We start from the raw sequence: 17,701 nt of genomic DNA on the forward strand, positions 1-17,701 counted from the left end.
TTCGGCCAGCTCGACATCATTGCCAGCGCCGAAGGCAAGCTCGCTCCGCAAACACTGGTCAAGATCGTGCAACCGGCAGAAGCCGGCGTGCTAAGGCAACTGCTGGTCGATGAAGGCGATGCAGTCAAAGCAGGGCAGGTGCTGGCCCGCCTCGATACCACCCTGGCCAGTGCGGACAAAGCCGGCATCAACAGCGACCTGGCAATTCAGCAAATGCAAGCACGCCGCCTGAATGCAGAACTGAGTGACCAGCCGATGCTGCCCAAAGCGGGCGACGATCCGAAACTATATGCACAAGTCCAGAGCCAATACGCCGCCCATCGCAAAGCCTATCTCGACAGCCTTGATCAGGAAAAGGCCTTGCTGAGTAAAGCCGAGCATGAAAGAAAAAGTGCGGCGGAAATTCTGAATAAGTTGGAACAGACGCTGCCGACCTACAAACGTTCGGCAGAGGCCTATGCAACATTGCAGAAGGACGGATTTATTGGCGGCATCGCCGCGGCGGAAAAGCAGCGCGAAGCTATGGAAAAGGCCAAAGACCTCGATGCCCAGCGGTCGACCGTGGCTGCATTGCATTCGACGATTATTGCCCAGCAAAAGAGAATCAGCCAGTTGCAGAGTACGTACCGGAGTGAGCTGGAGAAGGAGCTGGCTGATGTGCAGGCGAAGATCGCGCAGCTGCAGCCCACTCTCGACAAGACGGTGTACAGGGAAGGGTTGATGGAGCTGCGCGCACCGCAGGATGGCGTGATCAAGGATCTGGCGACAACGACGCAAGGAGCCGTAGTGCAACCGGGCACAGTGATGATGACTTTGGTGCCCAAGGGAGAGCGGCTGTTTGCCGACGTAAATATCAAGAACGAGGATGTTGGGTTTGTGCGCGAGGGGCAAAGTGCGCAGATCAAACTGGTAGCGTATCCGTTCCAAAAGTACGGCATGTTGACCGGGAAGGTCGTACATGTGAGCGCGGATGCGACCGAGGCAGCCAAAGCGAACAATCAAGCTAATGGAAAAAACAAAATGAAAGAGGATAACGAGCCGGTACAGGGAGTTCTGACCTATAAAGCGCGGGTGCAGCTCGATGCACAGGCCTTGAAAGACCCTCAAGGAAATAACCTACGACTGACTCCAGGCATGCAGGTGGTCGCCGAGGTTAATCAGGGCCAGCAGACTGTATTGGAGTATCTGCTGTCGCCGGTTCAAAAGGCGGTGTCGGAAGCAGGCAGGGAGAAATGAAACATCACAAAGCAGTTATGCATACCAGATACTGCTCGTCGGAGGAAAAGATCGGCGATGCTGACTCCTCTAGATCGTTTAGCAATAATCTCAATCGGCATTTGATGCGTACGACGAATCAATCAATCTGGAGGAGGTCACCTTGAACATTCACACTTTGATATTGGTGATGGTATTTGTAACTGTCACGTCGTCAATAGGCCACGCATCCGAAGAGAATAAAAGCAAGACGTTCCAAAGCAAAGTGAGGAAAACGCATATCGAATATGCCTTGCAAATGAGCGAGGACGATGCGATATGCCAGCCAATTCTCGCAGAGTACAACAAAAACATTTCTTTGGATTTTGGAGAAAAGCCATTTCCTCGGCCTTATCCATGGCCTTCTCCGTCACCACTAGCGTTGCATTGGAAAAAGAAGAGTTGGGTGGGCCTACCAGGAAATATGGAAGTAGATAGGAACACCTATACGATTGCGGAGGCGGATTTGAATCACGATGGCCAAAACGAGATTGTAATGCGTTGGGCTAGTTGGGCGCGTAGTGATGACCGCTTTACTTCCCTCGAAGTATTTCCCCAAAAAACAGAAATTCCAAGACGAATAGAAGAATATAAAGCGATATTTCTTCGAGATTCAATCGCCCGTGTAGTGCCAGGAGGCTATGACTTTCCAAAGCTCAACGGCAAAGTTGGACCGACAGAACTGAATGACTTCGATGTGATCCAGTTTAAAGGCAAGCAATATGTTACGGGAAAGACGGTCATCATGAATGGAATCGTCGAAGAATTAAATGTCCCGAGATGGCGCATTGTAAGCAGGGTCCGCTTTGGCAAACCACCTATATCCGTGGCGTCAAGTTTGGATTGGACGCTCGACAGCATTTGCTATTTCCGCTTAAAGACAAATAAATAAGAAGGCTACTAAATGACCATTTCATATCATACAAATTGGACTAGCGATTCTTACGAGAGCGATCGAGTGCAATTTATGATCAAAGTTGAAAGTCTAAAGACAAATTCCTATTTTGATGGCAGTAGTATCGCAATTGGCATTGGCTATGATCTTCTTCAACACTCGAATACAGAAATAGAAAGCGACTTGGGTCTGACACTGACAGCTATGCAGGCGCAGATGCTTAATGAAGCGCGGAAAGCGACTGTCACAAGACGACAGGAAATTGCTGCATCATTAAATGTCACAATTACGGAAGACGCTGCAAAGAATAGTTTTGCAACAAAAGTTGCCCCTCAATATGAAGCACGACTAGACAGATTGCTTGGCATTTCTGTCCCAAATAGCATAGAGCGCATCGCGCTATTTTCGATGCTGTACAACGGTCGCTTGCAGGACTACAAGAAAAATTCTTCAGCGCCTCGCATTTTGACTGAATTAACTCGCGCTTTATCTTCTGGAAATCGTGCCGAGGCTTGGTATGACATCCGCTATTTAGGCGCGTTTGCACAAAATCCTATTTATGCCAATGGATATGCCAAGAGGGCATATTTTGAATCGCAATATTTTGGCTTATACGACAATCCAAATGCCTATACAGACGCAAACCTCGTCAGCCCTGACGAAGCCAAACAAATCTACCGGATGTTTCAACTGCACCGTACGCATATTGACAAACATGAACAGTTGTATGGCAGTCAGGCTGGTGTCGCTGATGTCGATTATGGACTGGGCGGTACATCGAATGCCGTTCAAGGACTAATCAACTCATTAGTGTCAGCCGAAACGGCGATTATTGCAGATTTGCGTACACAGTATACGAGTCTATCGAACCTCGATCCAAACAATTACACCTCGACTAATATCTATCTCGATCCCGGCCGTAATTCAACGAGCCAAATCTTTGATGCCACCCATAATGCCATTCTCGACGGAAGCAATGATTCGTTCGACAAGGTCAATACCTCTCCAGAAATCCTAATTGGCGAAGACGGCGACGATAAACTGATTGGCGGTACGGGAGCCGACATCCTCCTTGGCGGCGACGGAAAAGACACATTAACTGGTGGCTTGGGCGCGGATACACTCATAGGCGGCGTCGGCGACGACACCTACGTTTTCAACGTTGGTGACGATCCGTCACAAGACAAGATCATTGACACCCAAGGCACAAACAAAATCGTCGTTAACGGCAAGAATTCTAGTGCCGACTTCACTATCGCCGGTTTTTTTATTCAAGATTCGACACAATCCAATGTTTGGAAAAGCGCCGACGGGAAAATCACTCTCACCCACAACTCACCATACAAAATCGTCTTAGAGAACGGCGAGACAATCCAGTTGGGCGAAAACCTCGACGATTTCCATGACGGCGACTATGGCATCCATCTGAAAGATGCGATCGCCGACACCACCACGCGCACCATCACGGGCGACAAGAGTTCTGACTCATATGATGACTTGGACAATCCAACAGGTTCCCCCACTCCAGGGAGTAATGATCGCCTGCAAGGCAGCATTGCAGGAGACCGCGTTCAAGGCTTGGACGGAAACGATAAAGTGTGGGGCGCGTGGACAGGTTTCGTTATTGTGGACAATTCCCTGGTCTTCACCAGCCAGGATACCGGGGACGACATTCTCGAAGGTGGTAATGGAAGTGACCTCATCGGGGGCTGGGGTGGCAATGACAGAATCTATGCCAATGCCGAGATCGACCTTGCCCTTGCAATTGAACAGGGGCAGACCCAGGAGGGTACTGGGCTTAAAGGCGACTGTCTTTACGGCGGCGATGGAGATGACATCGTCGTCGGCGACTCCGGTAATGATGCACTCTTTGGTGCGGCGGGTGCGGACATTCTAGTCGGGGGTGGTGGCGACGATTTCATTGACGGCGACGACAATTACGTATCCGATGATTTCGACTGGCAAATAGCTGAGTCAAGCAATCCGTTTGATCGACTGCTTTCCGGATTTCACAATCTAAATCTCCCAGGCTTCCGCGATCAGGCAGCTGGCGATGTCATGTACGGTGGCGCAGGCAATGACTTCATGGCTGGCTACGACGGTGAGGACATTCTCTATGGAGAAGTAGGCAACGACGTCATGGCCGGAGACGACAGCGATGACATGCTGTTTGGGGGTGACGGGGACGACAAGATGACCGGCGATTACGGGAGCACTGTCTATGACAGTGGATCCGGTGCGGTCATCCAAGGCAACGACTATCTGGATGGCGGGGCGGGCAACGACTTCATGCAGGGTGAAGGCGGAGATGACCAGTTATTCGGAGGTGGAGATGACGACGAAGTGTGGGGCGATACATCTACCGATAGCAGCCTGACGGGCGGTAACGACTACCTTGACGGGGAAGACGGCAACGACAAATTGATGGGGCAAGGCGGCGACGATGAGTTGTTTGGAGGCGCGGGCAACGATCAATTGTTTGGTGATAGCGATCAAACTCCTGTTAGCCAGCAAGGTAACGATTATCTTGATGGCGAAGATGGTGACGATATGTTGCGTGGCTATGGCGGCAATGACGAGATGTTTGGTGGCGCCGGCAAGGACGCGCTGCAAGGGGGCGAGGGCGACGATTATCTTGATGGCGAAGAGGGTGAAGATACTCTGGATGGCGGCGCGGGAGCCGATGTTCTGACGGGTGGGGATGACGCTGACCAGATCAGTGCAGGGAGTGGCGACGACGCGTTGGACGGCGGCAGCGGTAATGATTTGATGTTCGGCGAGGCTGGGAATGACGTGGTTGACGGAGGTGATGGCAATGATCAGGCGGGTGGCGGAGATGGTGACGATCAGCTAAGCGGTGGTGCAGGTTCCGACACACTTTTGGGTGACGCAGGCAATGATGCTTTGTTCGGTGGCGATGACGATGACCAGCTCCAAGGCGGAGAGGGAAGCGATCAATTGTTTGGTGATGCAGGTAACGACGGCCTTTTGGGAGAGTCTGGTGACGATACCTTGGATGGTGGCGACGGTGACGACCAGCTTGTTGGTGGCGACGGACGCGACTACCTTGAAGGTGGCTACGGCAACGATGTCCTGTTTGGCGAAAGTGGCGACGATCAGTTAAATGGTGGATCGGGAAATGACCAGCTTGTCGCTGGTGCAGGCCAGGACTTGCTTTACGGCGGAGATGGTGATGATTTCTTGTTCGGCGATGACGGGGATGACGTTCTGCAAGATGGTATTGGCAATAATCAGCTTCAAGGTGGCAGCGGAAATGATCAACTGATCGGCGGTGCAGGCAACGATCAATTTTTCGGCGACGACGGTGACGATACCCTGGATGGCGGCGGTGGAGCGGACTATCTGAACGGTGGCGACGGAAATGACACCTATATATTGCACGAGGATCCGAATAATCCCCAAACGCTCGTCGATGACGCCGGAGGAAAAAATCGACTCGTATTCGGCGCCGGAAAGACGGCCGCAGACATTACATTTGTCACGATCCCAAAGAACAAGACCGACTTTATCCTGAGATATGGATCTAGCGAGGTCTATGTAAAGGATGGGCTCACGCATGAGGCGATATCAAGCCTTGCGTTTTCCGATGGGCAGACGCTCACGCGTACCCAGTTTATGGCGCTGGCGCCGGCCTTGGAAGTTGTGGGCGGCGATTCGGCGGACGATATTCTGGGAGGAGGACAAGGCGACAACCTCAGCGGTGGCGCCGGCGGCGACAGGATTGCTGGCGGCGCAGGCGCCGACACACTGGATGGAGGAGTGGGCAGCGATACATACGCCTTCAATCTCGGTGACGGGCAGGATCAGATCACTCACAAGGTATTGGACAATGTCGATGATGTGGACACCATCGAGCTAGGTACTGGCATCAGTGCCGCCGATGTGACGCTCATCCGCAGCGGAATCGACCTGATCATTAAGGTCAGCGCCACCGACACCATGACCATCAAGTCATATTACGGTGCAAGTGCCACGAAAAATGAGCAGATCAAGTTCGCCGACGGCACCATATGGGGCAAGGCAGAAATTTCGGCAAATCTCTTGAGCCAATCCGCAACAGCAGGCAACGATATCATCAACGGTTTTGAGTCCGACGACATCATGCACGGCCTGGACGGCAACGACTCGATATATGGTGGTGCCGGCAATGATCAGATCTATGGTGATGCTGGCGCCGACGTTCTCGATGGAGGGAGTGGAAACGACATATTCGACGGCGGGACGGGGAACGATACCATCTACGGCGGGGTGGGCAATGACACCTACTATTTTGGACGCGGATCGGGCCAGGACACGATTTGGGAGTACGCTTCCCAGACAACAGATATCGACACGGTCATCATGGCTGCGGACATCAAACCCAGCGATGTAGGCTTACTCCGAATTTTGAACCAGGATGCCTATCCACGCCCCAACGATCTGGCGATCGGAATAAAGCGCGCGAACGGGCTTTCGGGCTTTGACGACTTTATTCTTGTCAAAGACTTCTTTGCTCGCCAGGACGGCTATTCCAGAATTGAACAGATCCAGTTTGCCGACGGTACTATCTGGGATGCGGCTACCATCAACTCCATGACCGCCAGCCCTATTACAGAGGCAAATAACACCGTGCTGGGCTATGCATGGGACGACAACCTCGATGGACTTGGTGGAGACGACACCATCTATGGAATGGAAGGTAACGACAGCCTTTACGGTGGCAGTGGAAATGACCATCTGGACAGTGATGTAGGAAATGACGTCCTCGTTGGCGGCGACGGCGCGGATAAGCTCGATGCGGGGCAGGGGGACGACACGCTTGACGGTGGAACCGGCCGCGATACATTGAATGGCGGCCTCGGCAACGACACCTACATCTTCGGAAGAGGGTATGGAAGCGATCAGCTCGGCGATGATAGCGGAGCCTCCGGGAGCTTCGATACGCTGCAACTGGGTGCCGATGTCGCACCGGACGATGTTGCATTGTTCCGTCAAGACAGTGATCTTGTGCTTTCGGTCGTAGGCAGTCAGGACCAGTTGTGGATCAAGGGGTTCTTCACCACGTCCTCGGGCGGGGCGCCAGTCGATCTAAAAGTCGAGCAGATTTGTTTCAGTGACGGCACAACCTGGGATCTGAACACTATCCTGGCGAAGGTAGTGCCATCCCCGGCCAATGCCATGACGGGTACTGCCGGTAACGACACCTTCGTCGTGGACAACGTGCAGGATACGGTTTCCGAGGGCGCCAATCAGGGTATCGATACGATTCAGAGTTCAGTCAGCTTTACTGCGAGTGCCAACGTTGAAAACCTGACGTTGACGGGGGCACTGGATATCACCGGCAACGGAAATGGGCTGAACAACGTAATTCGCGGCAATAGCGGCCATAACGTGTTAGGTGGCGGGACAGGCGCCGATACGCTGTATGGCGGCGGCGGTGATGACAGTCTCAGTGGCGGGGGCGGGTGGAACGATAATGCCGTCGATACACTATACGGCGAAGACGGAAATGACACCTTGTCAGAAGACACGTCGGGTGGTGGGTACGACCTCATGTATGGAGGAAAGGGGGACGATACCTACAATTTTGACTTCAGGTATTACCCATTGACGAATCCGGAGCGGATTATTGAGCTGAACGGAGAGGGCACCGATACGATCATTGCACGGGGAGGCATTATTCCCGACAACGTGGAAAACATGATTGTGAAGACTAAGGATGACTTTTCGACAACGCCCTACGTGACAGGTAATGTTCTCGATAATTATATTGAGATCAGGATGCCTTTTGCCACCGCTGATTATCGACTCGATGGCGGGGCCGGGGCCGATACCATGGTCGGGGGCAATGGCAACGAAACGTACATCGTGGATAACGTTGGCGATCAGGTCATCGAAACTTCTACCGCCAGCTCAAGTAACAGGGACACGGTGGAAAGCTACGTGGACTATGCCCTGGGTGCGGCCGTTGAAAATCTGGTTTTGCGTGGCAACGCGTCGAGCAATGGCACCGGCAACGATCTGAACAATATCCTGAACGGTAGTGCCCACAGGGATCCGTCCGCCGGCAGTTTTTGGGGAACCGACAATTTTATCGCCAACGTCCTCACTGGCGGTAAGGGAAACGATGTGTACATTCTGGGCGATGGCGACACGGTGGTCGAACAGGCTGACGAGGGAATTGATACCGTCAAAATCGCTCCCGACGCCGCAATTCGGGGAGATTATTCTCTGGCTTCCTATGCGAATGTCGAAAATCTTGAGTTGACGGGTATAGCGAGGGATTCCAACGCGACAGGCAATGATGGCAACAATTCCTTAACCGGAAATGGCTATGACAATAGTCTGCACGGTGGTGCCGGCGATGACTCGATCAGTGGCAATGATGGTAATGACGTGATCGAGGGAGGCACGGGAAATGATTCTCTATTTGGAGGCCTGGGTAATGATACCTATCTCTTTGGCCGCGGCGACGGTCAAGATGTGATTCTGGATTCCGATGCGCCGGGTGGAGTAGGAAAGCTCGTATTCAAAGCGGGTATTTCAGCCGGCGATCTAGTTCTTTCCCGCGCCTCAAGTGATAGTTCAAATTACGATAACCTGCTCATCAACTTTAGCGGCAGCAGCGATCAAATTGTCGTTAAGTACCATTTCTCCAACCTTTCAACCATTCCGGTTTCCTCCTATGCGTTGGAGCAGATCGAATTTGCCGATGGCACTTTCTGGAATTCTGTCGCAATTCAGACGCGGCTAAATAGCAATACCAATTTCCCGACGCCAATGGACGACGTAATCGGTGGAAATAATGCAGCGGATGCATTGAATGGATTGGAGGGGAACGACGTCGTATCTGGCGGTGCCGGTGATGATACGGTTGCAGGTGGCGCAGGTAACGATACTCTCTTTGGCAACGTCGGTAGCGACACACTGTCCGGTGATGACGGAGACGATCTTCTCGTCGGCAATATGGGCGACGATACGCTCGACGGCGGCGCAGGCAATGATGAGCTGCGCGGAGGAGATGGAAACGATGTATATCGTCTGGGACGAGGGTCGGGGCACGATCGGATTGTCGAGTCGGGCATGGTTGCTGGCCAGATCAATTCGATCTTGCTGGAGCCGGATGTCTTGCCAAGTGATATTTCTGTCGTACGTGAAGGATATAGCGATGACCTGGTCGTCAAGATCACTGGAACTTCCGACCAGATTACGATCAGTGGCTTCTTCGCCGATCCGCTGAATGAAATTCAACGAGTTATGTTTGCGGATGGAACGCAATGGGACAATGCGACCTTGCGGAAGATGGCGCAGACGATCAACGGGACTGCGGCGGACGATACACTTGAAGGTACGGCCGATGATAACTTCCTTTATGGTTATGCCGGAAATGATGGGCTGAACGGCTATGAAGGAAATGACGTTCTCGATGGCGGAGTTGGTGCGGACTCGATGTTCGGCGGCGCCGGCGACGATACGTATGTGGTTGATAGCGGCACCGATGTTATTGTCGAATATGCGGGAGAGGGCACCGATACAGTATTGAGCTCAGTCACGATGACATTAGGCGCCAATGTCGAAAACCTGACCCTGACAGGAAATTCTGCGATCAATGGCACCGGAAATGCTCTTGCCAATGTCCTAGTTGGAAACAGCGCCAACAATACGCTGGATGGAGGCACGGGGACAGATACGATGTCCGGAGGGGCTGGGGACGACACCTATATCGTCAATGTTACAGGCGACGTCGTGACGGAAAATGCGGACGAAGGCATTGATCTCGTAAAATCCAGCGCGACTTATACTTTGAGCGCGAACGTTGAAAACCTCACCCTGACGGGTACCAGCGCCATCAACGGCACAGGCAATGCGTTGAGCAATGTCCTGACCGGCAATTCCGCCGTCAACACTCTGACCGGTGGCGCAGGCAACGATACATTAAATGGCGGTGCTGGCGCGGACAAGATGTTCGGTGGCGCTGATGATGACGTCTATGTTGTGGATAACACGAGTGACGCCATTACCGAGAACGTCGGTGAAGGAACCGATCTGGTTCAATCGAGGGTCACTTACACCCTGAGTGCCAATGTTGAAAATCTCATCCTGACTGGCACTAGTGCTATCAGTGGCACAGGCAATGCGCTGGACAATGTCCTGACAGGAAATTCAGCTGCCAACACCCTGACCGGTGGTGCGGGCAATGACACGCTGAATGGCGGATCTGGTGCGGACAAGATGCTTGGCGGCACCGGAAATGACGTCTATTTTGTCGACAACAGCAGCGACACAGTCACGGAGAATGCAAACGCAGGTATCGATCAGGTGCAATCATCGATCACCTATACGCTGGGTACTAACGTGGAGGCACTGACGCTGACCGGAGCGACAGCAATTAATGGCACTGGCAATGCCATCAACAATCTCCTCATTGGCAACAGCGCTAATAACACACTTGATGGTGGCACCGGAACGGATATCCTTCAGGGCGCAGACGGAACCGACACGGTCAAGGATGCGGCAGGAAATAACCTGCTAGATGGTGGCGCCGGCAATGATACGATCACCGGAGGAACGGGCAGGGAATTCATTATTGGCGGTAGTGGCAACGACACAATCACCACCAATTCCGGTGCCGATGTGATCGCCTTTAATCTGGGCGATGGTCAGGATATCGTCAATGCCAGCACAACAAAGGACAATACTGTCTCACTCGGCAAAGGCATCAGGTATGCTGATCTTCAGTTCAAGAAGAGTTCCAATGATCTCATCCTGGTCACCGGCACGAGCGAGCAGATCACCTTCAAGGACTGGTATCTCAGTACCACGAACCATAGTGTGGCGAACTTGCAGATGGTGATTGAAGGCACGACCGACTATGATGCGGCTTCAGCTAACCAGCTGAACAACAAGAAAATCGTTGATTTCGATTTCGACGGACTGGCGACCAAGTTCGAACAGGCGCGCGCCGCGAATCCTTCGCTGACGAGCTGGGCGTTGTCGTCATCGCTGCTGAATTTTTACCTGAGCGGCAGCGATACGGCAGCCATCGGTGGTGATCTGGCTTATCAGTACGCGAAGAACGGCAACCTGTCGAGCTTCTCGATGACGCCGGCACAGGCGTTACTGAGCAGTACGCAGTTTGGTACGGCCAGCCAGAGTCTGCAGTCAGTCAGTGCGCTGCAGGATTCATCTCCAAGACTGATGTAACCGTAGATATGCCAGAAATGCCCTCTGAACTTTAATTCAGGGGGCATTTGTGCTTTAGATCCGCCGCAATGTGAGCTCTACGGGTATAGGCTATGAAAGTATTATTCGTCCATCAAAATTTTCCTGGGCAATACCAGCATCTGGCCCGCTATTTGGGAGCGACCTCCGGCAATGAGGTGGTTTTCATTACCCAACGCCAGAATGCGTCGTTGCCAGGCGTTCGTACGATCGTTTATAAGCCACGTCGGCCGGTTACGGCCGGAATCCATCATTACCTGCGCGAGACAGAGGCAGGGGTATTGAATGCGCAGAGTGTCGCCCGCGTCGCGCTCGAATTGAAGAGGTCAGGATTCGTTCCTGATGTGATGCTGGGCCATAACGGATGGGGGGAGCCTTGGTATCTGAAGGAAGTTTTCCCGAACACTCCGCTGATCGGTTATTTCGAGTTTTTTTATCGGCATCACGGTGCGGATGTCGGATTTGATCTCCACGAAACGCAGATCTTTAATACAGGCCCGCGAATAAGGACAAAGAATGTTGGCAATTTGCTTGGATTGGATGCAGTCGATATTGGCCAATGCCCAATGCAATGGCAAAAGTCGCTTTACCCTGAACCGTATCAATCGAATCTCCATGTAGTCCATGAAGGAATCGATACAGAACGTGTTGCGCCAAATCCGCATGCACGCTTTCGCATACCGAATTCCGCCGTAGAACTTACTGCTGGTGACGAAGTCGTCACCTACGTTGCCCGTAATCTCGAGCCTTATCGCGGATTTCCAAATTTCATGCGCAGTTTACCGAAGGTATTGGCCAGTCGGCCGAACGCGCATGTCTTGATCGTCGGCGGAGATGGAACTAGTTACGGGTCTGGCTTGCCAAACGGCCAATCATTCCGACAGAAGATACTCGACGAATTGGGAGACTCACTGGATTTGCGACGCGTGCACTTCCTGGGCAAGGTCCCGTATCAGACCTTTGTAGCCTTATTGCAGGTATCACGTGCGCATGTCTATTTGACTTATCCGTTTGTGTTGTCTTGGTCAATGCTGGAAGCCATGTCAGCTGGATGTCTGGTCATTGGATCAAGGACGGCGCCAGTCGAAGAAGTGATTCGTGATGGTGAAAATGGGTTGCTTGTGGACTTCTTTTCTCCGGATGAGATTGCGGAGAGAGTGATTCAAGTCTTGGCCGGCCGTCATAAGTGTACTGTGCTGAGGGAGAATGCACGCCGCACAATTCTGGAGAAGTACGATTTGCGAAGAATTTGCCTGCCAAATCAGCTGAGACTATTGAGCTTGGCTCGTGACAAAGCTTGTAGGCACTTATAACGCCTAAAAAAATTGGCAAAAAATTACTGCAGCGGCTTTGCCAGAATTGCATTTCATACTTCAATGTCGTGGGGTTTTGATTAACATTAATCTGTCGCGGTCGCGGTCGCGGTCGCGTTTGCCAATGCAAATGCCAGTGTTACTGTGATGGCCGAATGGGTGGAAAGAATTTTCGCAGGAAATCCAAAAGGATTCGAAAGAACAAAATCATTGCATACACTTGGTAATCCCCATCGGCAAAGTTGATAATTATTCAAGCCTCGTTCGCTCGTTCAAATTGATGTTTCCAAATGAAACACGGCTCTACGTGCGTATTGTTTGCGTGGCGATTCATCCATATTTGATTTCGCTCCATGGCGCTCCATCGCCAAGTGCGTTAAGGTGACTGCCGGGTAGCCGAACTTGACCAGCGGTTAATTTTTTGATCGTGCTGAACGCAAATGGATACCACGAAATCCGGACAGTATTTCGCATCTCATCTATTCCTGCCGCGCGCGCAATTGCAGGCATTGATCGATGCATTGAACGACGCGGGTTTTCGGTGCGTCGGCCCGCGCGTGCGCGACGGTGCCGTCGTGTACGAGCACCTGCATTCCATGGCGGAACTGCCGGCAGGCATGCAGGATGAACAGGCGCCGGGAAGTTATCGTCTCAAGCAGACAGACAGCCAGCGCATGTTTGCCTGGGCCAACGGTCCGCAGGCGCTCAAGCCCTTGTTGTTCACGCCGCGCGAAACGCTGTGGCGCGCGCAGCGGCAAGCGGATGGCGGGGTGGCATTCGCGGCGGAGTTGCCGCGCGAGAAACCGCTGGCGGTGTTCGGCGTCCGTGCCTGCGATCTGGCCGCGCTGGCGATCCATGATCAGCATTTCCTGCAGCAGGCGCACGGCGCTTGCGTCGATCCGTATTACGCAAAACGCCGCAAAGAACTGTTCCTCGTCGCGGTGAACTGCACGCATCCTGCATCCACCTGCTTCTGCGCCTCGACCGGCGACGGGCCGCGCGCGCGGCAGGGCTTCGACCTGGCGCTCGACGAGCGCGACGACGGTTTCCTGATCGAATGCGGCAGCGACCGCGCATGCGCCATCATTGAAAAGATGGGTCTGGCATCGGCCACGCCAGAACAGATCGATGAGGCAATACTGGCGATGGAGCAGGCCGCGCAACGCATGACGCGCAGTCTGCCGAGTCGCAACCTGCGGGACGCCTTGTTCGCCAATCTCGAACATCCGCGCTGGGAAGAGGTTGCCGACCGCTGCCTGTCCTGCGGCAATTGCACCTCGGTCTGCCCGACCTGCTTCTGCCACAGCGAACAGGACCAGCAACAGATCGACGGTGCGCAATCGACGCATGTCCGCGAATGGGATTCCTGCTTCACGCACGGCCACAGCTACATTCACGGGCTGACCGTGCGTCCCGACACGCGCACCCGCTATCGCCAATGGCTGACGCACAAGCTCGGCAGCTGGCATGACCAGTTCGGACGCAGCGGCTGCGTCGGATGCGGGCGCTGTATCGCCTGGTGCCCGGTCGGCATCGACATTACCGAAGAAGCGACAGCGATCTGCGGAGACAAGCCATGAATCCCTATCTGCCGGCAGAGGCGGAGGTGGTCGAGCGGGTGCAGGAGTCGACGACCATCTTCACGCTGCGCCTGCGGTTTTGCGATCCGGCCGTGCGCGGCGACTACAGCTTCGAGCCGGGACAGTTCAACATGCTGTATCTCTACGGCGTGGGCGAGGTGGCGATTTCCATCGTGTCGGATCCGCACGACCCCGCCGTGCTCGACCATACGATACGCGTGGTCGGCCGCGTCACGCGCGGTCTGGCGGAACTGAAACCGGGCGACCGCATCGGCGTGCGCGGCCCTTACGGACGCGGATGGCCGCTGCGCGAGGCACCGGGTCATGACGTGCTGATCGTGACCGGCGGGCTGGGCTGCGCGCCGGTGGTGTCGGTGATCAATTACGTCATCATGCGCCGTACCCTGTTCGGCAAGCTGACCATCATCCAGGGCGTGAAGCATGCGGAAGACCTGTTGTGGCGCGAGCGCTATGCCTACTGGAACACCTTGCCCGATACGCAGGTGCTGCTGTCAGCCGACCACGGCGGGCCGGTATGGCCGTGGCATGTCGGCCGCGTCACCGAAGTCTTCAATGTCGCGGACATCGCGCCGGAGCGCACCTTCGTCATGATGTGCGGACCGGAAGCGATGATGCGCGCCGGCGTCAAGGACCTGACCGGCCGCGGCGTGGCCGAGGACCATATCTACGTCAACATGGAGCGCAACATGCAATGCGCGGTCGGCCATTGCGGCCATTGCCAGTACGGTGCCGCATTCGTGTGCAGGCAGGGACCGGTGTTCGCCTATCCCGAGGTCAAGGCGCTGTTCAATGTAAAGGGATTCTGATGTCGCCGAAACTACGCATTGCCGTCCACAAGTTCTCGTCCTGCGACGGCTGTCAGCTGGCTTTCCTCAATCTCGGGGAAACCCTGGTGCAACTGGCGGAACTGGTGGATATCGTGCATTTCGCCGAAGCCGGCCCGATTGCATCCGACGCGCATGTCGATGTCGCCTTCGTCGAAGGCAGCGTCAGCACCGCGCACGACCTGGAACGCATCCGGCAGGTGCGCGACAACTGCACCTGGCTCGTCACCATCGGCGCCTGCGCCACGGCCGGCGGCGTGCAGGCCCTGCGCGGCCTTGCAGATGCCAAGGTATGGGTATCGGAAATCTACGCCAGTCCGCAATACATCGATTCGCTTGCCACCTCCACGCCGATTGCCGATCACGTCAAGGTCGACCTTGAATTGTGGGGCTGCCCGGTGAACAGCAGACAGATACTGGGCGCGCTGCGTGCGCTGCTGTCAGGCGTGATGCCGCCCGAAGAGGATGACAAGGTGTGCCTCGAATGCAAGCGCCGCCAGAATGTTTGCGTGATGGTGGCGAAGAACCTGCCATGCATGGGGCCGGTCACTCGCACCGGCTGCGGCGCGCTGTGTCCATCCTTCGGGCGCGACTGCTACGGCTGCTTCGGGCCGGCGGAAAACGTGAATACGCGTTCGCTGTCGCGCCGGCTGGATGGCTTGGGCCTGGTGCGGGAAGAAATCGCCCGCCGTTACCTGTTCATCAATAACGGTGCGCCGGCCTTCCGCCGTGCCGGCCTGGCCGTGAAGGACCCGGGCAATGACTGAACAGCGCAGCATGAGCATACGCGTGCCCTTGCTGGCGCGGGTGGAAGGCGAGGGTGCGCTGGAGATGGACATTCAGGACGGCGCGCTTGCCGGGTTGCGGCTGCGCATTTTCGAGCCGCCGCGCTTCTTTGAAAAATTCCTCGAAGGGCGCGCCTTCCACGAGGTGCCGGACATGGTGGCGCGCATCTGCGGCATTTGCCCCGTGGCCTACCAGATGAGCGCGGTCCACGCGCTGGAGAGCATCTTCGGCGTCGACCCCGGCCCATGGGTGCGCGCCATGCGGCGCCTCATGTATTGCGGCGAGTGGATCGAAAGCCACAGCCTGCACATCCACCTGCTCGCGGCGCCCGACTTTCTCGGCTATGCCAACGTGATCGAAATGGCGCGCGACCATCCGCAGGAAGTGCGCCGCGGCATGATGCTGCAGTCGCTCGGGAACGAGCTGATCCGCCTGCTGGGCGCGCGCTCCGTGCATCCGGTCGGGGTGCGTGTCGGCGGTTTTCACAAGGCACCGTCCATGGAGGAAGTGGAGCGGTTGCGCGAGCGCCTGCGTGCCGCGCTGCCGGAAGCGCAGGCGCTGATTGTCTGGGCCGCGAGCCTGTCGATGACGGACCACGAACAGCAATTCACCTGCGTGGCGATGCGGCATGACAGCGCGCACTATAACGAGTACCCGATGAATGAGGGCCGCATCGTCTCCGATCGCGGCCTGGACATCGAGATAGCGCAGTTCGACCAGGTGTTCACGGAGCGGCAGGTGCCGCACTCGACCGCCTTGCACTGCGAACTGGCGGGCGAACCCTACCTGGTCGGCCCGCTGGCACGCATCAACCTGAACCGGGACAGGCTGCCTGGCGTCGTGACGGACGTGCTGCGCGCCACGTCCGTCGATTTTCCCAACCACAATCCCCATCACGGCATCGTCGCCCGCGCCGCCGAGGTCTGCTACGCGCTGTGGGAAGCGCTGCGAATACTCGATGCGTACCTTGTGCCGGATTCGCCGTTTGTCGACGTCGTGCCGCGCGCCGGGATCGGCTTTGGCTGCACGGAAGCGCCGCGCGGCTTGCTCTGGCATCGTTATGAAACCGGCGGCGACGGCAGCATCAGGAGCGCGCGCATCGTGCCGCCGACCAGCCAGAATCAGGCGCGCATCGAGCAGGACCTGCGGCTGTCGCTCGAAAGTTACGGCCTGCACCACAGCGAGGATGAATTGCGCATGCTCGGCGAACGCGTGATTCGCAATTACGACCCCTGCATTTCCTGCGCAACGCATTTCCTCAAGCTCAAGGTGCGACGTTCGTGAATCCGATCAGGATCATCGGCATCGGTTCGCCGTTCGGCGGCGACCGCATTGCATGGGAGGCGGTCGATGCGATTGCGCACGGCGGCATGCTCGATCGCTTCCCGAGGGACATCGTGCAAACTTTCTGCACAGGTGCTCCGGCGACCGACTTGCTGCCGATGATGAGCGGCGCGAAGGCCGTCATCCTGATCGACGCGGTAAGCAGCGGAGCACTTCCGGGAACGGTGCACAAAATCGATGCGAGCAAATTGATGATCGAAGCGGAAAACCTGTCGAGCCACGCGCTGGGCGTGCCCGAATGCCTGGCGCTGGGCAGCAGCCTGGGTATGCTGCCGAAGACGGTGCTGCTGTACGGCGTGGAGATCCGCGAGGATGGGACGGACGAAGGCGCGACTGCGCCGATGCCGGACTTGCTGCGCGCGATCGCCGGTGAACTGGAGGCGCTTGTCCGGCTGGACGAGCGGGCTCGTGCGCAGCATCGTTCCCGCGCAAACGGGAACGACGGATAGCAGATATCAAGGC

Annotated in this window: 9 protein-coding genes; all 9 read left to right on the plus strand. The window is 55.4% G+C overall.

Going from position 1 to position 17,701, the window contains the following annotated elements; genetic code table 11:
* Nucleotides 1-1,236: HlyD family type I secretion periplasmic adaptor subunit (locus tag VJ651_RS13735; protein ID WP_324107991.1), on the plus strand; the 1,236-nt coding region annotated here is incomplete at its 5' end.
* A 142-nt stretch (nt 1,237-1,378) separates the two neighbouring features.
* The gene (locus VJ651_RS13740; protein WP_324107992.1) at nt 1,379-2,146 is read left to right on the plus strand and encodes a hypothetical protein; all 768 of its coding nucleotides are present in this window, start codon (nt 1,379-1,381) and stop codon (nt 2,144-2,146) included.
* 75 nt (nt 2,147-2,221) lie between these two features.
* Nucleotides 2,222-11,353 carry a calcium-binding protein gene (locus tag VJ651_RS13745; RefSeq protein WP_324107993.1) on the plus strand — a complete coding sequence of 3,044 codons (9,132 nt, stop codon included), beginning with the start codon at nt 2,222-2,224 and terminating at the stop codon, nt 11,351-11,353.
* 92 nt (nt 11,354-11,445) lie between these two features.
* Entirely contained in the window at nt 11,446-12,684 is a 1,239-nt protein-coding gene (locus VJ651_RS13750; RefSeq protein WP_324107994.1) for a glycosyltransferase family 4 protein, read from the plus strand.
* 440 nt (nt 12,685-13,124) lie between these two features.
* Nucleotides 13,125-14,264 (plus strand): 4Fe-4S dicluster domain-containing protein, encoded by a 1,140-nt coding sequence (locus VJ651_RS13755; RefSeq protein ID WP_324107995.1) that lies wholly within the window; start codon nt 13,125-13,127, stop codon nt 14,262-14,264.
* Nucleotides 14,261-15,091: an FAD/NAD(P)-binding protein gene (locus VJ651_RS13760; RefSeq protein WP_324107996.1), complete on the plus strand. Its 831-nt coding sequence runs from the start codon at nt 14,261-14,263 to the stop codon at nt 15,089-15,091. Before VJ651_RS13755 ends, VJ651_RS13760 begins: the two co-directional genes overlap by 4 nt.
* Nucleotides 15,091-15,876: a sulfhydrogenase subunit delta gene (locus tag VJ651_RS13765; protein ID WP_324107997.1), complete on the plus strand. Its 786-nt coding sequence runs from the start codon at nt 15,091-15,093 to the stop codon at nt 15,874-15,876. The genes VJ651_RS13760 and VJ651_RS13765 overlap by 1 nt, the downstream gene beginning before the upstream one ends.
* The gene (locus VJ651_RS13770; RefSeq protein ID WP_324107998.1) at nt 15,869-17,179 is read left to right on the plus strand and encodes a Ni/Fe hydrogenase subunit alpha; all 1,311 of its coding nucleotides are present in this window, start codon (nt 15,869-15,871) and stop codon (nt 17,177-17,179) included. Before VJ651_RS13765 ends, VJ651_RS13770 begins: the two co-directional genes overlap by 8 nt.
* Nucleotides 17,176-17,688: a hydrogenase maturation protease gene (locus VJ651_RS13775; RefSeq protein WP_324107999.1), complete on the plus strand. Its 513-nt coding sequence runs from the start codon at nt 17,176-17,178 to the stop codon at nt 17,686-17,688. Before VJ651_RS13770 ends, VJ651_RS13775 begins: the two co-directional genes overlap by 4 nt.
* Nucleotides 17,689-17,701 lie beyond the last annotated feature (13 nt).

Source organism: Noviherbaspirillum sp., assembly GCF_035254865.1.
Lineage (GTDB): Bacteria > Pseudomonadota > Gammaproteobacteria > Burkholderiales > Burkholderiaceae_D > Noviherbaspirillum.